The sequence below is a fragment of the Albidovulum sediminicola genome (genome assembly GCF_025751575.1).
Taxonomy (GTDB): domain Bacteria; phylum Pseudomonadota; class Alphaproteobacteria; order Rhodobacterales; family Rhodobacteraceae; genus Albidovulum; species Albidovulum sediminicola.
Genome location: NZ_JAOWLA010000019.1, coordinates 62,629 through 81,217 on the forward strand (window position 1 = coordinate 62,629; position 18,589 = coordinate 81,217).

An 18,589-nucleotide genomic window follows, 5' to 3' on the forward strand; every position below is an offset into this window, starting at 1 on the left:
CGGGGGGCTATTCGATCGCGCCGACCTCGGTCAGTTCCGCGTCTTTCGGAAGATCGGGCGCCAGCTTGCGCACCGCATCCCTGAGCGCCGGCTCGAATCCGGGGTCGGTCGCGTAGATCGAGACCTGATAACCGCCGAGTTGGCCCTGCGGATTGATCATCCGCAGCTTGGCGACCAGGCGCCATTGCGACCCGATGCCGTCGCCGATCCAATCGTCGTAGATCATGGCGTAGCGCGCGCCATGGCGCGCGACGATCTCGGCCGCCCATTCGGGCGCGGGAAGCCCGCCGGGGCCTTGCGTGCGCGCCCGGCGCGTCTCGGCCGAGGCCAGGCCCCAGAGATCGAGGACGGGACCGCTGCGCTGCCAGGCCATCCAGCCGATGTCGTTGACCGCGGCCTCCTCGCCCGGCATCAACTCCGCCAGCCGCGCCATCTGGCGCTGCTGAAGATGGACGCTGCGGGCAGTCCAGATGTAGTCATTCCAAGCACTGACCGCATGATAACCCGCCCCGACGAGAAGGGCGGCAACCGTCATCCAGCGAAGCACGGCACCAAAGCGCGGCAGAGCCATGACCAGCACCGCGCCGATCATCACCAGATAGTAGTGTTCGTAACGCCCCAGCCAGCCAACCTGGCCAACGAGCATATGGGCCGTCGCGGCAAGCCAGACCGCCATCGCGAACATGCTCAGGCGGTTGTCCTTTCGGACCGCCGGATGCAGGAGCGCGATCAGGGCCAGGACATAGGCCGACGCGGCCACATAGCCGCCATTCCCCAGGACATTCGCATAGAGCCGCAGGAACGGATCGAACCCGCCGTATTTGCCGCCGATCTTCGCCAGGACCGAGCTTGGCAGCGGATCGAGGCCCTGCGACATCAGGAACAGCGCGAAGAGCGCCACGGGCACGATCACGGCCAGCCCAAGGGCGATGGCGGCGCGTATCCTTCCCCGGAGCGCCAGAACACCCGCCACGGCGAGCGACAGTGCCAGCCCCTCGAACCGGAAAAGCGGTGACAGAACCGCGCCCGCAACCAGCGCCAGCCCGATCTTGTCGGTCGAAAGGTAGCGCCAGAAGCCGGTCAGCAGGATCATCACCGCCAGCGCGTGCAGCGTATGTTCCATGCCCAGCGCGGCAACGCCCGGCATGTTCAGCGCGAACGGCGCGACGAGCGCGAGAAATATCCCCAGCCCGCGCGAAGCCCCGCTGCGCGCGATCAGCGCCCCGAAAAGCCAGGCCAGGGCGATGAGCCCCGCAAAGTTCCAGAAAAGCGGCAGCAGGCGCTGCAACGCGGTTCCCGGAAAGGGCAGCAGAAGCAGCGGGTAAAGCACCGAGGAGGCGGCCGAGGCGGGCTCCCCCGGGTTGATGCCATAGGTCCCCTCGGCAATCCCCCGCGCCATGGCCAGATGGATATAGACATCATCGAGCGGGTATTCGAACACACCCGCCCGATCATAGGAAAGCGCCTGCCAAAGCAGGAAGCCGCCCGCCGCCGACAGCGCGCAAATCGCGGGCAGTCTGGAGGCGGACGCCTGCATCATTCGAACTCCATGATCACGTCATCGACCTTGAGGCTCGCGCCCGCCGCAGCGTTGATCTTCTTGACCACGCCCTTACGCTCGGCGCGCAGGATGTTTTCCATCTTCATCGCCTCGACCGTGGCAAGGGCCTGGCCTTCCTGGACCTCCTGCCCTTCCTCGACGCTGATCTTCACGACCAGACCGGGCATCGGGCAAAGCAGGAACTTCGAGGTGTCGGGCGGCAGTTTCTCTGGCATCAGACGGGCCAGTTCCGCCTGACGCGGCGTGCGGACATAGACCTTGAGGTCGGCGCCCCGGGTGCGGATGCGCTGCCCGGCGGGGATCTTGTCGACCTTGAGCACGACCGGTTCCCCATCCACCTCAAGGCGGGCCAGCGACTGGCCCGGCGTCCAGTCCGAGGTCACGCGATGGGCGGCGCCATCCGCGAAATGCACCGTCGCGCCATCGCGATCGGCCGCGATCCGGACGGCGATCTCCTCGCCCTGGATCGACACGACCCAGTCGTCGCCGACGTGGCGTTCGTGGTTGCCAAGCCGCCCGGTGATGCGGGTGCGCCGGATCTCTGCCACGCGGTTCATCGCGGCGGCGCAGGCGGCAACCTTGCGCAGGCGCCCTTCGGTCAGGGTCACGCCGTTGAAGCCGTCGGGGAACTCCTCTGCGATAAATGCGGTGGTCATCGCGCCCTCGACGAAGCGGGGATGATCCATGACCGCCGAGCAGAACGGCAGGTTGTGCCCGATGCCCTCGACCTCGAAGGTGTCGAGCGCGTTGCGCATCCCCTCGATCGCCTCGGCGCGCGTCGGCGCCCAGGTGCAAAGCTTGGCGATCATCGGATCGTAATACATCGAGATTTCGCCACCCTCGTAAACGCCTGTGTCGTTACGAACGACGCCGGTGGCGGTCGCGGCCTCGACCGGCGGGCGGTAACGCGTCAGCCGCCCGATGGAGGGCAGGAAGTTCCGATACGGGTCCTCGGCATAAAGGCGGCTTTCAATGGCCCAGCCGTTGATCTTCAGATCCTCCTGCTTGAAGGGCAGCGGCTCGCTCCCCGCCACGCGGATCATTTGTTCGACAAGGTCCACGCCGGTGATCAGCTCCGTCACCGGGTGTTCCACCTGCAGGCGGGTGTTCATTTCCAGGAAGTAGAAATTCTTCTGCCCATCGACGATGAATTCCACCGTTCCGGCGCTGGTGTAGCCCACCGCCTTGGCCAGCGCGCAGGCCTGTTCGCCCATCGCCTTGCGGGTGGCTTCATCCAGGAACGGGCTCGGCGCCTCCTCGATGACCTTCTGGTTGCGGCGCTGGATCGAGCATTCGCGCTCATGCAGGTAGACGCAATTCCCGTGCTTGTCGGCCAGGACCTGGATCTCGATGTGGCGGGGCTGGGTCACGAACTTCTCGATGAAGATGCGGTCGTCGCCAAAGCTGTTGGCCGCCTCGTTCTTCGAGGACTGGAAGCCGTCGCGGGCCTCTTCGTCGCTCCAGGCGATGCGCATGCCCTTGCCGCCACCCCCGGCGGAGGCCTTGATCATCACCGGATAGCCGATCTCGCGGCTGATCTTCACCGCCTCATCCGCGTCCGAGATCAGGCCCATGTAGCCCGGCACGGTCGAGACGCCCGCCTCCATCGCGATCTTCTTGGAGGTGATCTTGTCCCCCATCGCCTCGATCGCGGGGCTGGGCGGGCCGACGAAGACGACGCCTTCCTTCTCCAGCGCCTCGGCGAATTTCATGTTCTCGGACAGGAAGCCATAGCCGGGGTGGACCGCCTCGGCGCCGGTCTTGCGGATCGCGTCCATGACCTTGTCGATCACGATATAGGACTGGTTCGCGGGCGGCGGGCCGATGTGCACCGCCTCGTCCGCCATCTGCACATGCAGCGCATTGCGATCGGCGTCCGAATAGATGGCGACCGTCTTGATGCCCATCTTGCGCGCCGACTTGATGACGCGGCAGGCGATCTCGCCCCGGTTCGCGATCAGGATCTTCTTGAACATGGCTGTCCCTTTCCCTCGTGCCACCCGGGCCGTTGCCCCGGTTCGAAAACAAAAGGACCGCCGCGGCATGGCGCCACGGCGGTCCGGATGGATACTGTCGCGCGCCGCGGGGCGGCGCGGTTGCAGATGTCAGTAGCAGATGCCGACGTCGTCGCAGGTCGCGCCGGCCAGGCCGCCAATGGCTGCCCCCGCCACGACATTGGTGTCGAGCGCGTCGGCCACGACGGCGCCTGCCGCGGCGCCCGCGAGCGCGCGCTCGGTGTCATTCTCAAGACAGCCGGCAAGGCTTGATGCGATGGCCAGGCCGAGGAAGATTTTGGTGAAACGCATGATGCTCCGCCTCCGGAAAGGATTGTTATCGGGCGCAATCCTACCGGAACCAGGGCCGCGTGCCATCTGCAATCCGCAAGCGCCTTGCCGATCCCGGCAACAAACTGCCGATCCCGCGCGCCTCGGAAAAAGGACCTGACCCACGAGGGGTCAGGCCGCAGAGAAGGGGAAGGGTTTTTACAAACAAGGGCGCGTGATGCTTCCAAGGGGAACGCCCTTGACCCAATCTTGCAACAATCCCGACCCATGGCAAATGCCAACCATCCAATCCGGAAACAATCGGCGGGCTGCCGCCGTGCGGGCGGAACGGTCAGCGGGAACATGCTCATTCGCCGCCCTCGAAGACTTCCGGAAAGGCGGCGCGGGCCCGGTCCTCGTCGATACGCAGCAGCGCCTCATAGCTTTCGGGGTCGAAGTCCGGCTCGACCGGCACGACCTCGCGCCCGAAAAGCCAGGACAGGCGTCCCGCGTCGAGATTGCCGCGCTCAAAGGGTTCAGCGCCGAAATGGTCCCAAAGCGCCGCCAGAAAGCCCGCATCGGCGCGGCGGTCGGCGGGGCTGCGGTCGCGGAAGCGTTCCCGGACCACGAGCTTCGTCACGCCCTTCGGATTGGCGCGACGGATGACGAATTGGAAATCGGTGCCGGGAAGGCGTCCCGGAAAGCCGCGATGTTTCAGCATGACGTACTCCCATGTTCCAGGGCGCCCGTCACCTCCAGCGGATGCGGCATCCGCGCGGCCAGATCGAGCCGCCGCGCGGTATGGCCGGGCCGGTCGCTTACGAGCGCGGCCCGGCCTGTTGTCTTAGTTGTACTTGCCGGTGAAGGTCGGCTCGGTCGAGACCGGCTCTTCCACCATGATGGTTTCTTCCTTGGCCGCGCAAGCCGCCACGAAGGCGACGAGGGCAACGAGAAGAAGGGTGTTCTTCGACATGGTTCGCTCCTGCTCTCTGCGGGGAGATTCAGCCGCTCCACCGCAACATTTTGTGCTTCGCTTGCTCGGACCACATTGCTGCGATCCAGAACAACCCTAGCCGAAAGCATAAGCACTGCCCATTCCCGATCGTGCAAGAAGCGCCCCTGTTGTGCCCCTGCATCACAGAAATCGGCAAATTTCCGCTTGAGTGATCGCACCATCAGAAAGCCTCCCAGGTGCAGGTCTGGCCCTCGGGACGGAAGGCCTCGAAATACTGAATCGCTTCGGGATCGGAGCTGCCGAACTCCACCGGGCGGTCTGCAAGCGTGATGATCACCTGCTCGGGCCGTGGGCCTGTGCTGGCGATCCTGGGCAGGGCGAAGGTTTCGCAAAGCCAAGTCATGTCGGCCAGCGTGTCGTCACCCGCGGGCCGGTCCGCCAGCGCGGCAGAGACGAACCGGAACCGGATCGTCAACCCCTCGGGCCCCGGCGCCGCGTGGATCGTGTCGAGGTAACTGACGCTCATCCCCGACGGAAGCAGGATCGCCTCCTCCGCGCGCAGGGCGGGCGCCACAACTGTCGCGATCGATGCCATCATCCCTAGTACCACCCTAGCAAGCGCGGGGGATCGCGATGCGCGGCCACCCCGCGCCCGCCGATCCCTTCCGACCTTCATCCCTCCGGCCCCGCCCATGTATCAAAGCGGGATGTTGTCGTGCTTTTTCCAGGGGTTGGACAGCTTCTTGTTCCTAAGCGAGGCAAAGGCGCGCGCCACCCGCTTGCGCGTCGAATGGGGCATGATCACCTCGTCGATGAAGCCCTTTTCCGCCGCCACGAAGGGGTTGGCGAAACGGTCCTCGTAGTTCCGGGTGCGCTCCGCGATCTTGTCCTTGTCGGCCAGTTCGGAACGGTAAAGGATCTCGACCGCGCCCTTGGCACCCATCACCGCGATCTCGGCGGTGGGCCAGGCATAGTTGAAATCGCCGCGCAGGTGCTTGGAGGCCATGACGTCATAGGCCCCGCCATAGGCCTTGCGGGTGATGACCGTGACCTTCGGCACCGTCGCCTCGCCATAGGCGAAGAGCAGCTTCGCGCCGTGCTTGATGACGCCGCCGTATTCCTGCCCCGTGCCGGGCAGGAAGCCGGGCACGTCGACCAGCGTCAGGATCGGGATCTCGAAGGCGTCGCAGAAACGCACGAAGCGCGCCGCCTTGCGGGAGCTGTCGATGTCGAGGCAACCCGCCAGCACCATCGGCTGGTTCGCGACCACGCCGACCGTCTGCCCCTCAAGCCGGATGAAGCCGGTGATGATATTGGCGGCATAATCCTTCTGGATCTCGTAGAAATCGCCTTCGTCCGCGACCTTCTGGATCAATTCCTTCATGTCGTAGGGCTGGTTCGGGTTGTCCGGGATCAGCGTGTCCAGGCTCGCCTCGACCCGCGCCGGATCATCGAAGAAGGGCCGCGTCGGCGCCTTGTCGCGGTTGTTGAGCGGCAGGAAATCCACCAGCCGCCGCACCTCGACAAGCGCCTCGACGTCATTTTCGAAGGCGCCATCGGCGACCGAGGACTTCTTGGTATGGGTCGAGGCGCCGCCCAGTTCCTCGGCGGTCACGATCTCGTTCGTTACGGTCTTTACCACATCGGGCCCGGTCACGAACATGTAGGATGTGTCCTTCACCATGAAGATGAAGTCGGTCATGGCGGGCGAATAGACCGCGCCGCCCGCACAGGGCCCCATGATGACCGAGATCTGCGGCACCACGCCCGAGGCCATGATGTTGCGCTGGAAGACATCGGCGTAGCCCGCAAGGCTGGCGACCCCCTCCTGGATGCGCGCGCCGCCGGAATCGTTCAGCCCGATGACCGGCGCTCCGTTCTGCACCGCCATGTCCATGATCTTGCAAATCTTCTGCGCATGGGTTTCCGACAGCGACCCGCCAAAGACGGTGAAGTCCTGCGAAAAGACATAGACCATGCGACCGTTGATCGTGCCCCAGCCGGTGACGACACCGTCGCCGGAGGGCCGGTCCGCCTCCATCCCGAAATCGGTGCAGCGATGGGCGACGAACATGTCGAACTCCTCAAAGGAGCCCTCGTCGAGCAGAAGCTCGATCCGCTCCCGCGCGGTCAGCTTGCCTCGGGCGTGCTGGGCGTCGATCCGCCGCTGGCCGCCACCAAGCCGGGCGGTCGCACGGCGCGCTTCAAGCTCTGTCAGAATGTCCTTCATGATCTCCCCCCCGGTCTCGCGGTTTGGGGCACCATAGTCGCGCCGGAATGAGGGGCAAAGCGAAATTCAGAAAATTTGCAAACTGTTGTCAGAGACAATCATGCAAATTGAATTATTGCGAATATTCGCCCCGCTTCCGCGCCCGAACCGGGACCAGCCTGGCACTCCAACACACCTTGCCGGGCGCTCGCGGCCGCGCTAGCGCTTTCGCATTCTCCCGCAAGAGCGAAAACATGCCCAGCCCCATTACCCTCCTGCCCGTGCCCCTCATGACGGTCGGCCTGCTCGTCGCGTCCAACGTCTTCATGACCTTCGCCTGGTATGGCCATCTGAAGTTTAAGGCGGCCCCGATCCTCACGGTGATCCTCGCAAGCTGGGGTATCGCCCTTTTCGAATACATGCTTCAGGTCCCCGCCAACCGCCTGGGCCACGGCACCTTCAGCGCGGCCCAGTTGAAGACGATCCAGGAGGTGATCTCCCTGACGGTCTTCGTCGTCTTTTCATGGGCCTATCTGGGCGAGCGCATCACCTGGCAGCATGGCGCGGGCTTCGCGCTGATCGCGGCCGGCGCTTGGGTCCTGTTCCAGAACTGGGGCTAAGACGCGAAAGCCCCCCCTTTCATTCTGGCCAAAATACTCCGGGGTCCGGGGCAGAGCCCCGGCCCTCAGCCCGCCGCGATCACCGCCACCGCCGCGTCGAGCGCGCCCGCGCCATGGGGCACGCCCAGCGCGGCAAGGCCGCTTTCGATCACCGAGAGCACGCCCAGCGTCATATGCGCATTGACATGGCCCATATGCGCGATCCGAAGCCAGTCGTCGCTGGCGTCCTCCATACCAAGGCCGATGCCCAGCGTGACACCCGCCTGCTCCGCACACCAGGCGCGCAGGCGGGTCGCCGCCCCACCCAGTCTGACCGAGGTGACCGAATGGCCACGCGCCAGCGGGTCGGCGATGTTGAGCGCGATGTCACCGCCCTGCCCCCAGGCCTCCACCGCCGCCCAGATCGCCCGCGCCAGCGTCCGGTGGCGGTGCCAGGCAGCCTCAAGCCCCTCTTCGTGCACGATCATGGTCAGCGCCTCGCGCAGGCCGTAAAGGTGATGTGTCGGCGCGGTCCCGCAGAAGTTCTCCCAGTACTCATCCGCGAAGGCGCGCCGCGTCCAGTCCCAGTAGGGCGTGCGGAGGTCCGACCCTTTGCAACGCTCCAGCGCCCGATCGCTGAACCAGACAAAGCCCAAGCCCGGCGGCGTCATCAACCCCTTTTGCGAGGCGCCGACCATCACGTCCACGCCCCACAGGTCCATCTCGAACGGATCGCAGGCGAGCGAGGCGATGCAGTCGACCGCCAGAAGCGCGGGATGGCGCACGGCGTCCATCGCCGCCCGGATCGCGACCACGTCGTTGCGCACGGTGCTCGCCGTGTCCACTTGGGTCAGGAGCACGACCTTGATCTCGTGCCCGCGATCGGCCGCCAGGGCCTGCTCCACGCGGCCGGGATCGACCGCGGCGCTGCGGCCGAAGTCGATCCGGTCAACGCGCACGCCAAGGCGCTCCACCGCGTTGGCCCAACTCGCACCGAATGCCCCGGTCACCAGCGACAGCGCGCGATCCCCCCGCGAAAAAAGGTTCGTGTTCGCCGCTTCCCAGGCCCCGTGGCCGTTGGCGATGTAGATGGCGACATGCTGCCCCGTCCGCGCGATGGCACGGAGATCGGGGAAAAGCGAGGCCGTCATCTCATGCAGCGCGCCGGCGTAGATGTCGGGCGCGGGGCGGTGCATCGCGTTCAGCACACGGTCGGGCATAACCGACGGACCGGGAATGGCCAGATAGGGACGGCCTCGGGCAAGACTCATGGAATATCTCCGCTTTGCGCGACTGCCTAGGGCCGGCCCCGCGCAAGGTCAATCCACCCTCGGCCGTGGCGCGCCAGCGGCGCTGGCTTGCCTCTGCCCCCGGCTTCGGGCTAGACCGGCCCGGACCCTTCGCAACGCTGGTGCCGATCTTGGAAGCCGCGCCGTCCGAACAATCTCCGCGCCGCCTGTTTGGCAGGCTCTGGCAGGGATATCTGCGGCAGCACCGCGCCAGCATGGCGTTGGCCGCGCTGTTGATGATCATCGAGGGCTCGACGCTCGCCTTCCTGTCCTACGCGCTCAAACCCCTGTTCGACCGGGTCTTCGTCGGCGGAGAGGTGGGCGCCGTCTGGTTGATCGGCGGGTTCATCCTGTCGCTCTTCTTCATCCGCGCCGCGACCTCGGTGGCGAGCCGTGCGCTCATGACCGCCGTCGCACAGCGGACTGCGGCGGCCCTGCAAGTCGACATGCTGCGCCATCTGCTGACGCTGGAGGGGGGGTTCTTCCAGACCCATTCGCCGGGCAAGCTCATCGAGCGCGTGCAGGGCGACACCGCAGCGGTCCAGAGCGTGTGGACGCTGCTGATCACAGGCTTCGGGCGCGACACCGTGGCGCTCATCTCCCTCGCGGTCGTCGCCGTCGCGATCGACCCTGTCTGGGCAGCCTTCGCCATCGTCGGCACGCCGCTTCTGATCCTGCCCGCGATCGTCGCGCAGCGCTACATCCGCCGCAAGGTCCAGCACCTGCGCCAGCAGGCGGAGCAGCGCGCCACCCGCCTGGACGAAATCTTTCACGGCATCACGGCGATCAAGCTCAACCGGATCGAGGGCTACCAGCTTGGCCGCTTCTCTCAGATCATCGCCTCCATCGTGCGGGCGGAAACCAAGTCCGCCGCCAGCCGCGCCGCGATCCCGGCGCTGATCGACATCGTGACAGGGATCGGCTTCTTCGCCGTGATCCTCTTCGGCGGCGCCCAAATCGCTTCGGGCGAGCGCACGGTCGGGGATTTCATGGCCTTCTTCAGCGCCATGTCTCTGGCCTTCCAGCCGCTGCGTCGGCTTGGCGACATGGCCGGTCAGTGGCAGATCGCTCTCGTCAGCCTGCGCCGGATCTACGGTCTGTTCGACCGCGAACCGGTTGTCCGCTCACGCGCGGCAGCCACCCCGCCGTCGCCCGCCGACACCGGCCTGCGCCTCGATGACGTGCGGCTGAGCTACGGCGATCACGAGGTTCTGCGCGGCGTCAGCTTCACGGCCGAAGCCGGCAAGACCACCGCGCTCGTCGGCCCATCCGGCGCGGGCAAGTCCACCATCTTCAACCTGCTGACGCGGCTCGTCGATCCGCAGTCGGGCGTGATCGAGCTTGGCGGGCAAGACATCCTCGACTTCGACCTGGACCGGCTGCGCGACCAGTTCTCGGTCGTCTCACAAGACGCCTCGCTCTTCGATGAGACCATCCGGGAGAACATCCTTCTGGGGCGCACCGACATCGCCGAGGCCGATCTTCAGCGCGCGCTGCAGGCCGCGCATGTGCCGGAGTTCGCCGAGGCACTGCCGCTGGGGCTGGACACGCCCGCCGGGCCGCGCGGATCGAGCCTTTCCGGCGGCCAGCGCCAGCGGATCGCGATCGCGCGCGCGGTCCTGCGCGATGCCCCCATCCTGCTTCTGGACGAGGCGACCTCTGCCCTCGACGCGACAAGCGAGCGGCTGGTGCAGGACGCGCTCGACCGGCTGAGCGAGGGGCGCACGACGCTGGTGATCGCCCACAGGCTTGCCACGGTCCGCAATGCCGACAAGATCGTCGTGCTGGAAAACGGCACAGTCGCCGAAGAGGGCACGCATGAAACGCTGCTGGCGAGGGATGGCCTTTACGCCAGCCTCTGCCGGTTGCAGTTTTCCGACGAGATGCAGGGGCGCGGATGATGGCGGAACGGATGAATGACCGGACAGTCCTGAGGATCACCGGCAAGGACCGCGAGGCGTTCCTGCAGAACCTGGTCACGAATGACCTCCGGGGCCTTCGGGACGGGCTGGTCTATGCCGCGCTTCTGACGCCGCAGGGCAAGTACCTCGTGGACTTCTTCCTTGCCCCCCAGGACGGGGCGATCCTTCTGGATGTGGCAAGCGAGCTTGCGCCCGGATTGGAGCGGCGGCTTTCGATGTATCGCCTGCGGGCGGACGTGCAGATCGCGCCGACCGAGATCCACGTTTCCCGCGGTCTTGGCCCCCGCCCCGATGGCGCCTTCGAAGATCCCCGCCACCCCGCGCTCGGCTGGCGGCTCTATGGCGCCGAGGCGGGTGGCCCGACGGTGACGGACTGGGATGCGATCCGCGTCGCGCACTGCATCCCCGAAACCGGAATCGAGCTTCTGCCCGACGAAAGCTACATCCTCGAATGCGGGTTCGAGCGCCTGCGCGGCGTCGACTTCCGCAAGGGCTGCTACGTCGGTCAGGAAGTGACCGCGCGCATGAAGCACAAGACCGAATTGCGCAAGGGGCTGACCACGGTGCGGATCGAGGGGGAGGCCGCGCCGGGGGCGGAGATCACCGCGGACGGCAAGCCCGCGGGCCGGCTTTGCACGCGCGCGGGGGAGCGTGCCATCGCCTATCTGCGCTTCGACCGCGCCGAAGGTCCGCTTCAGGCGGGCACGGCAACCATTTGGGCCGACTGAGGCCGCGTAAGCAAAAGGCCGCCCCAGGGGGCGGCCTGAAGTCCGGCGCAAGACCAGGTCAGGCGCGTTCGGAATATTCCATCGTCTCGGTATGCACGATGATGTCTTCGTCCTGGGCGATGAAGGGCGGGACCATGATGCGCACGCCGTTGTCGAGAATCGCCGGCTTGTAGCTGTTGGCGGCCGTCTGGCCCTTCACGACCGGCTCGGTCTCCACGACCTTGCAGGTCACCTTCTGCGGGATCTGCACCGAGAGCGCCTCATCCCCATAGTATTCGATCGTCGCGACCATGCCGTCCTGCAGGAACGGGCGGCGGTCGCCCAGAAGGTCGGACGGCAGTTCGATCTGCTCGAAGGTCTCGTTGTCCATGAACACGAGCATGCCGTCGTTTTCATAGAGGAACTGCTGGTCCTTCTGTTCCAGGCGGACCTGCTCGACCTTGTCTTCCGAGCGGAAGCGTTCGTTCAGCTTGCGGCCGTCGCGCAGGTTCTTCAACTCCACCTGCGCAAAGGCGCCGCCCTTGCCGGGCTTGACGTGGTTGACCTTGACCGCGGCCCAAAGGCCGCCTTCATGCTCCAGAATATTGCCGGGGCGGATTTCATTGCCGTTGATCTTGGGCATCGGATGAACCTTGGTAAAAGGTTGAAAGGGGATTGCGGGCTCCTATATATGCCGGGCTTTCGCCTGGCAAGCCGACAAGATCGTTGGGTGGAAGAGGCCGAGCCATGCAAAAACTGCATGGCTGCCATATCAAACAGGACATACCGAATCACGGCCAAAAAAGACTATTCAGTCCTGCGCCAGGAAACGCAAGAGCAATAACAAGGGAAGTAAGATGCGGGATTTCGTAGACGGCACCGCATTCAACTACGAGCAGGGCCAAAGATCGCGCAAGCTTTTCGCGGCGGTCGTGCTCGCTGCACTGGATGATGCGATCGCCGACGACAAGAAATACGGCAATGGGCCGGAACAGATCGCCCGCTGGGCGCGTTCGCGCGACGGGCGCGAGGTTCTGTCCTGCGCCGGGATCGATCCGAACGAGCGAGTGGTCAAGGGCCTGATGGAGTTCGTCTCCAAGGGCGTGCGCACCTCCGTCGCGCTGTCGCGCGAAGAAAGCGAGCGTCGCGCCGCCGCCGATGAGGCCGAAGCAGCCTGATCCGCTTCAGGTGCGGAACGAAAAAACGCGCCCCCAGGGGCGCGTTTTCGTTTCTCTATGTCCGCGAATGCGGGGTCAGTCGCGCTGATGCCGACCCAGCGCCAGCTGGACTTCCCGGCGGACAAGCTTGCGCAGCCGGTCGGTCAGGCGTTCGCCCAACGCCCCCTGAAGTTCCTCGCGCACCAGCGCGGCGACCATCGCCCGCAGCAGGTCCTCGTCGATCTCACCCGGGTCCATGACCGACATGGTCTCGGCTGAGAAACGCTCCACCTCCACGTCCACGGGCTCTGCGTCGAAGAACATGCCGACATCCGCTTCGGCCTCGGGCGGCACGGTATCCCTGTGCTTGAAATCAACGGTTTCTGCGGCGGAAACAGGCTCCTCGCCCGTGTCTTCGGTCTCAATCGCGGTTTCGTCCTCGGCCTCTTGCGGCGCCTCGGCAGCGACCTCCAGGGGGTCATCCCCGGACTCGGCGCCCAAATCCTCAGCCGCGTCCTCGACCTCATCGTCAACCGCGGCGTCAAGAACGTCTTCCTCGGCGGGCTCCCGTCCCGCGTCGGCAGCCGCGCTCACGTCGCCCTGCCCAGCTTCGGCCTCGGCCTCTGGCGCGGCCGTTTCATCGCGAGACGCCAGATCCTCATCCTCTGCAGCGGCTTCGCGCGCCTCTTCGTTCGCGGCGGCATCGATCCAGTAAACGGAGCCGGTCTCGCTTTCCGCCCCGTCATCCTCCGCGTCCGCCTCGAACGCAGCCTCGACACCGGCGACGGCTGCTTCCAGCTCGTCGATCGTCTCCTCCAGCGTGGGCGCATCTCGGCCCGCGTCGGAGTCATCGGGGATCACGGCCTGGCCACCGGACGGTCCGACCTCGCCGGCGTCGTTCACGCGCAACGAGGGTGTCAGGACAAGCTTCCCGACACCGGCCACCGCGGGACCGTCCGCGGCGCGCGTATCCTGGGAGACCAGACGGCGAATCGACGACAGAACGTCTTCGACGTCCAAGTTGGTCCGTGGATCAGACATGTCGGCTCCATTGCTTATTGCCAACGGAGTTTAAACCGCGCTTCCGTTCCCGACAACAGGCCGAAAAATCTTACTTCTTGCCGATGGCATTCAGGACGCGATCCAGGCTCTTGCCCTGCACCGACGTGTGCGGCGCCGTTTTTACGGCCTCGTAATAGGCTTCAGGATCATAGACCGGCACACCAAGCTTCAGGTGTTCCGCCGTCAGCAGCCCCATCGAGGCAAGCAGCGAATAGGTCGCCACCTGCAACTGCGTCTCCGCATTGATTCGCGCGGCCTTCGCATCAAGCAGGTCCTGTTCGGTATCGAGCACGTCGAGCGTGGTGCGGGCACCCAGCCGCGCCTCCTCCCGGACGCCCTCATAGGCGATCGTCGCGGCCTCGACCTGGAGCTGGGTCGCGGTGATCTGCGCCTTGGCCACATCGATGGAAGCCCAGCTGTTGCCCACGTTTTGCGCCACGATCACGCCCGTCTGCAAAAGTGCGGCGCGCGCAGCGTCACGGTTGGCGATGGCCTGACGATGCGCCGAAGGCAGGGCGCCGCCGGAATAGATGACCTGCGACAGGTCAAGCCCGATGCTGGCGCTGTTCTCGCCCCCTTCGAGCCGCGTGACGGCGGCCGACATGTCGAGCGAGGGACGCCGTTCGGCCGCGGCGATCTCAACCCCAATGTCCGCGGCCTTGGCGAGTTCCTGAGACTGCCGGATCGTGGGGTGGATACGCTGCGCGATCGAGCGCGCCTCATCCAGCGTCCGGGGCAGTTCGGGCGCGCGGGGCGGCACCGCGAGTGGTCCGGGATAGGCGCCGGTCGCGGCGCGATAGGCCTCGCGCGCTGCCGCAAGCGTCCCCTTCGCCGCCGCCATCGACGCACGCGCCGAGGCCAGCCGGGCTTCGGCCAGCGCCACATCGGTCCGCGTGACCTCACCCACGGCGAAACGGTCCTGCGCGGCCTTCAGTTCTTCGCTGATCACCTTGACGGAGTTGTCGGTGATGGCCAGGTTCTCCACCGCGTTGCGCACGTCCATATAGGCCGCAACGGCCGAAAGAAGCACCTGCTGCTCGACCTGGACCAGCGCGTCGCGCGTCGCAAGCACGGCTTGCTTCTTCGCTTCGATCTTCAACTCCCGCCGGCCGAAATCGAAGACGGTCCACCGCGCCGCCAGCGACAGCGTCGCATCCAGGCTGTCGCCCGAGGGATTGTCGACATAGTCGAGCGCGGCGATCCAGGACACCACCGGGCGCAGGGCCGATACGGCGGTTGCGACATCCTCGTCCGCAGCCCGCAGCACCGCGCGGTTCTGGTCCAGGAGGTTGGAGTTCCTGTAGGCCGCCGCCAGCGCATCGGCCAGGGTTTCCGCCTGCGCCGGCAGGGCCGCCAAAATCGCCAGAGCGGACGCAAGAAGCCCGCCGCGTATCCCAGCCTTCATAGCCCTACTCCTTTGCCGCCTCGGCGCGCCGCTCTTGGGCGATCGGCTCAGAGGGCGAAACCACGCGCCGCTTCGAACCCCGGCAGAACCGGCGCCGAGGCGTTGAACGAGAAGCGCCAACTGATGCGCCCGTCGATCTTGTGACCGATCCGGCAAACGCCCAGCGTCCCTTCCATGAACAGGCAACCGATGCGGCCACCCTCTTTCAGCTGATCGAGGATCGCTTGCGGAACCGTCTCCGCCGCGCCCTGGATCGTGATCGCGTCATAGGGACCGTGCTTGGCCGAACCGGCCGCAAGCGCCCCCGCGATCACCGCCGCATTGTCGCAGCCTTCGGCCGACAGCAGCGCCTGCGCCTGTTCGGCCAGCGTTGCGTCTTCCTCGACCGCGACGACCGCCTCGGCCATGCGGGCGATGACCGCGGTGGAGTAGCCCAAACCGCAGCCGATATCGAGCACGAGGTCCGCCGGCCCGATGTCGAGCGCGTCAAGCATCTTGGCCAGCGTCCTGGCCTCGAGCATCACCCGCCCGCCGCCAAGATCGAGATTCTCGCCGACATAGGCGGCCTCCCGCTTGGCGCCGGGAACGAAGGCTTCGCGCGGGACGGCAAGCATCGCCTCGATAATCGGGAACTTGGTCACGTCGCTGGGACGCACTTGGTTATCCACCATCATGGTCCGGCGGGCGGCGAAATCGGTCATCGACTGAACTCTTCGGTCTGGTTTCCGGTCAGAATTCGTCTTGCCACAGAACGAAACGATCGGCAACGGGTGCAGACTGCGGATTGCCGTCCGGAATGGGTTGCGCGGCGTTTTGCCATAGTATATCTCCCCCACACCTCCGGCGGGTTGGCGGAGAGGTTACGCAGCGGATTGCAAATCCGTGAAGACCGGTTCGATTCCGGTACCCGCCTCCATAACTTAGCCGAAATCGAGCTGCTCGGTTTACAGGCTGGTTTACACAGATCGCTCCCATTGCCCTCATCACGTTGATCTCGACAGAGATTTTTCTGGTGCCGCATCTGGGTTGCGAGACATGATACTTCCGAATTCGTCACGGGGCGTAACATGTCGAACATGACCAAACTCGATATCATGGCCATCGGCTTCGTTGATATCGGCGAGTGGATGATCGAGGATGGTCAACTGACCTATCGGCTGTCCGCGTCCGATCCAGATCTCGTGCGCGTCAGCATGGAAGTCCCCAACGCGCTCTATGCCTTCGTGGAAAACGAGACCATTCTATACATCGGAAAAACGTCGCGAAGTCTGAGGAAACGGTTCCGAACATACTGCAGACCCGGAGCGCGCCAGCGAACAAACCTGAAGAACAACGCCAACATAAAGGCAACGATCTCCAGAGGCGCGACGGTAGGAATTCTCGCTTTCACTCCGGTCGACCTGTTCCGATATGGCGATTTTGAAATCAATCTCGCCGCAGGCCTCGAAGACTCGCTCATCCGGCGCGTGAACCCTCCGTGGAACGGTGGCGCCCTTGGCAAGGCGATCACGGAGTCGGCGGCCCTGGAGGCAGAGGATGATGCTGACGCCACCGCCACCGATGTCGGAAATGCCGAGCTTTCCAACGCGCACGCCCACTCCTTCAGCTTAACGTTGGGCCCAACCTACTACGAGCGGGGCATCGTAAATGTCGGTGTCGCCGCAAGCGAATTTCTTGGAAGCGATGGGGCGCCGTGTCTCGTGACCTTTCAGGACGGCTGGCCGGCGGTCGCGTCAAAGATCAACCGCACTGCCAACAGGTCTGGTGGCGTAAGGATAGTCGGTGGGAACCGCGCCATAGCCGAGTGGTTTCAGTCTCGTTTCGAAGAAGGAGACGTGGTTAGCTTCGAAGTGTTGGGCCGAAATAAGATCCGCTTCCTGACGAACTGAGTTCGAATGTTCACTCGCCCTCTTGGGCGTGCTTGCGCGCAGACATGAGCTTCGCGAAGACTTCGTCAGCAACTTCCGGTACAACGGCAGCGTATTTCTCAATGATGTTTGCGGCATGACGCAGACCCCACCCCATGGTGACCGCGATCTCGTTCAGCGAGCACCCGGCGCGCAGTAGCTCCGTCGCCGCCGTACCGCGCATGTCGTAGAGACGGAGTTCATTTCGGATGTGAACCTTCTCAGGGTGCTTCTCCGCCGCGGCGTTGGCGCGATCCTTCACATCGCGAGTGATCTGCGAAGCCCGGTGCGAGGTGAGCTTGCGGCCTTCGAGTGACACGATCAGGTACTTCTGCTCCTTGGGCGTCGTATCAATCAGGGTGGCGAGAGCTGGCGTGACTGGAATGCTGACGGGATTCCCGGTCTTCGTGCGCTTGAAGAAGAGGCGTCGCCCCTTGGGTGTCTTCTGCACATGATTCCAGGTCAGGATGCCGATGTCCTGTGGCGTTAGCCCGCCCTCGGAGGCGGCTATGACGATGCGGCTCTCACGCTCCGTCGCGACGTCGAGCATCGCCCTTAGTTCACCGGGCAACCACACGATATCAGCTCGGTTCGAGCTATACATGCGCTCGACATCGACGTGATGGTGCACCTGAATGCTGACATCGGTGTCCCGCGCCCAGTTCAGGAGCCGCGTAACCACCGAAGTGGCGTAGTCGAATTGTTTAGGGGAGTGCGACCATTTGTTCTTCCACGCGTTGATCTCGGCGAGAGCATCGCGTTCCTCGAACATCGCGATCGGGTCGCTGCCGAACTCCTTTTCGAACGACAGTAAATACTTCTCGTAGTCGGCCTTGGTCCGGTCCCCGAGCTTCTTGAAATGAACCGAGTCGCGATAGCGAGCGATGACCGACGACGTCGAGTTTCGGTCCCCTCGGGAGGGAACTGCTGCCAACAGCTGCGGCTTGGATGCCCGGATGAAGGCTTCCAGGTAGTCGGGAGTGCCCTGTTTGACCTCCGAGGTGCTTTTCCAGAACTGGGGGCCACCCCGGTAGGCGTAGTGGTACGTCACCACCGCGCCTGTGACGAGCCGCTTCCTCACGCGATGAATGCCTTTGAGATCAACGCGCGCCACGACGCGCCCTCCGCTGTTCGACGAGGCTGGCGGCGTTCTGGTTCGCAGCGTCAGGCAGCATACCTTGCATCTCATCGAGCCGCTGGCGCACGAGCTTGGGATCGTAGCGCCGCTCGAGGCCGGGCACTGGCGTGATCCCCGCCTTCTTGCACCAGGCACGAAAGCCATCCGAAACCCCGGAAAATCCGGCAGCCCGGGCGAGTTCCTCGCCACTGATCAGGCAAATTTTCTGAACTGCGGTCAGCCGCGAACTTTCGATAACATCTTGCATAGTATACCTTTTTCAGGTCACGCGCATCGGTGACACGTTGGACCTGTGATCGTCGCGGAATCCGGAGAAACATTTTTCGGGAAGTTTGAATCCGGGGGGATTGGGGGCGACCCGGACCGCCCCCGCTTGCACCGCTCAGGCGCGCAGGTCGGCGGCCAGTCGGAGCG

At 64.9% G+C, this 18,589-nt stretch carries 19 protein-coding genes and 1 tRNA gene; 6 read left to right on the plus strand and 14 right to left on the minus strand.

The window, feature by feature from the left end:
* Positions 1-7: 7 nt before the first annotated feature.
* From OE647_RS17330 to OE647_RS17360, 7 genes are all read right to left on the minus strand, one after another.
* Positions 8-1,540, minus strand: coding sequence for a hypothetical protein (locus OE647_RS17330; protein WP_263723021.1), 1,533 nt, complete (start codon positions 1,538-1,540; stop codon positions 8-10).
* Positions 1,537-3,537, minus strand: coding sequence for an acetyl-CoA carboxylase biotin carboxylase subunit (locus OE647_RS17335; protein ID WP_263723022.1), 2,001 nt, complete (start codon positions 3,535-3,537; stop codon positions 1,537-1,539). The genes OE647_RS17330 and OE647_RS17335 overlap by 4 nt, the downstream gene beginning before the upstream one ends.
* Positions 3,538-3,666: 129 nt before the next feature.
* Positions 3,667-3,867, minus strand: coding sequence for a hypothetical protein (locus OE647_RS17340; protein ID WP_263723023.1), 201 nt, complete (start codon positions 3,865-3,867; stop codon positions 3,667-3,669).
* 325 nt (positions 3,868-4,192) lie between these two features.
* Positions 4,193-4,546: a hypothetical protein gene (locus OE647_RS17345; RefSeq protein ID WP_263723024.1), complete on the minus strand. Its 354-nt coding sequence runs from the start codon at positions 4,544-4,546 to the stop codon at positions 4,193-4,195.
* Between the two features lie 123 nt (positions 4,547-4,669).
* Positions 4,670-4,798 (minus strand): hypothetical protein, encoded by a 129-nt coding sequence (locus tag OE647_RS17350; RefSeq protein ID WP_263723025.1) that lies wholly within the window; start codon positions 4,796-4,798, stop codon positions 4,670-4,672.
* A 202-nt stretch (positions 4,799-5,000) separates the two neighbouring features.
* A complete protein-coding gene (locus tag OE647_RS17355; RefSeq protein ID WP_263723026.1) occupies positions 5,001-5,378 on the minus strand; it encodes a DUF6497 family protein in 378 nt (125 codons plus the stop codon).
* A gap of 99 nt (positions 5,379-5,477) precedes the next feature.
* Positions 5,478-7,010, minus strand: coding sequence for an acyl-CoA carboxylase subunit beta (locus OE647_RS17360; RefSeq protein ID WP_263723027.1), 1,533 nt, complete (start codon positions 7,008-7,010; stop codon positions 5,478-5,480).
* A 245-nt stretch (positions 7,011-7,255) separates the two neighbouring features.
* Between OE647_RS17360 and OE647_RS17365 the strand changes: the two genes are divergently transcribed.
* Positions 7,256-7,609, plus strand: coding sequence for a DMT family protein (locus OE647_RS17365; protein WP_263723042.1), 354 nt, complete (start codon positions 7,256-7,258; stop codon positions 7,607-7,609).
* 65 nt (positions 7,610-7,674) lie between these two features.
* On the opposite strand, the gene OE647_RS17370 is transcribed toward OE647_RS17365, so the two are convergent.
* Positions 7,675-8,859, minus strand: a complete 1,185-nt coding sequence (locus OE647_RS17370; protein WP_263723028.1) for a pyridoxal-phosphate-dependent aminotransferase family protein — start codon at positions 8,857-8,859, stop codon at positions 7,675-7,677.
* A 233-nt stretch (positions 8,860-9,092) separates the two neighbouring features.
* Here OE647_RS17370 and OE647_RS17375 point away from each other — a divergent pair, with 233 nt between their 5' ends.
* Together OE647_RS17375 and ygfZ are read left to right on the plus strand one after the other, a co-directional pair.
* Complete coding sequence (locus OE647_RS17375; RefSeq protein WP_263723043.1) at positions 9,093-10,778, plus strand: ABC transporter ATP-binding protein; 1,686 nt, start codon at positions 9,093-9,095, stop codon at positions 10,776-10,778.
* Entirely contained in the window at positions 10,775-11,527 is a 753-nt protein-coding gene (gene ygfZ / locus OE647_RS17380) for a CAF17-like 4Fe-4S cluster assembly/insertion protein YgfZ (protein ID WP_412174972.1), read from the plus strand. The genes OE647_RS17375 and ygfZ overlap by 4 nt, the downstream gene beginning before the upstream one ends.
* Before the next feature lie 58 nt (positions 11,528-11,585).
* Here the strand turns inward: ygfZ and efp are convergent, their stop codons facing one another.
* Complete coding sequence (gene efp / locus OE647_RS17385) at positions 11,586-12,149, minus strand: elongation factor P (RefSeq protein ID WP_263723029.1); 564 nt, start codon at positions 12,147-12,149, stop codon at positions 11,586-11,588.
* 214 nt (positions 12,150-12,363) lie between these two features.
* Between efp and OE647_RS17390 the strand changes: the two genes are divergently transcribed.
* A complete protein-coding gene (locus OE647_RS17390) occupies positions 12,364-12,684 on the plus strand; it encodes a DUF6280 family protein (protein WP_263723030.1) in 321 nt (106 codons plus the stop codon).
* 75 nt (positions 12,685-12,759) lie between these two features.
* On the opposite strand, the gene OE647_RS17395 is transcribed toward OE647_RS17390, so the two are convergent.
* The 3 genes from OE647_RS17395 to OE647_RS17405 all read right to left on the minus strand — a co-directional run bounded on the left by OE647_RS17395 (position 12,760) and on the right by OE647_RS17405 (position 15,831).
* Positions 12,760-13,704 carry a hypothetical protein gene (locus OE647_RS17395; protein ID WP_263723031.1) on the minus strand — a complete coding sequence of 315 codons (945 nt, stop codon included), beginning with the start codon at positions 13,702-13,704 and terminating at the stop codon, positions 12,760-12,762.
* Between the two features lie 70 nt (positions 13,705-13,774).
* A complete protein-coding gene (locus OE647_RS17400; protein ID WP_263723032.1) occupies positions 13,775-15,130 on the minus strand; it encodes a TolC family outer membrane protein in 1,356 nt (451 codons plus the stop codon).
* 47 nt (positions 15,131-15,177) lie between these two features.
* Positions 15,178-15,831 carry a protein-L-isoaspartate O-methyltransferase family protein gene (locus tag OE647_RS17405; RefSeq protein ID WP_263723033.1) on the minus strand — a complete coding sequence of 218 codons (654 nt, stop codon included), beginning with the start codon at positions 15,829-15,831 and terminating at the stop codon, positions 15,178-15,180.
* Between the two features lie 141 nt (positions 15,832-15,972).
* Here OE647_RS17405 and OE647_RS17410 point away from each other — a divergent pair.
* A tRNA-Cys gene (locus OE647_RS17410) sits at positions 15,973-16,046 on the plus strand.
* Positions 16,047-16,197: 151 nt separating this feature from the next.
* A complete protein-coding gene (locus tag OE647_RS17415; RefSeq protein WP_263723034.1) occupies positions 16,198-17,019 on the plus strand; it encodes a GIY-YIG nuclease family protein in 822 nt (273 codons plus the stop codon).
* Between the two features lie 10 nt (positions 17,020-17,029).
* Here the strand turns inward: OE647_RS17415 and OE647_RS17420 are convergent, their stop codons facing one another.
* Entirely contained in the window at positions 17,030-18,151 is a 1,122-nt protein-coding gene (locus OE647_RS17420) for a tyrosine-type recombinase/integrase (RefSeq protein WP_263723035.1), read from the minus strand.
* Positions 18,138-18,422, minus strand: coding sequence for a hypothetical protein (locus tag OE647_RS17425; RefSeq protein WP_263723036.1), 285 nt, complete (start codon positions 18,420-18,422; stop codon positions 18,138-18,140). The genes OE647_RS17420 and OE647_RS17425 overlap by 14 nt, the downstream gene beginning before the upstream one ends.
* Positions 18,423-18,589: the final 167 nt, after the last annotated feature.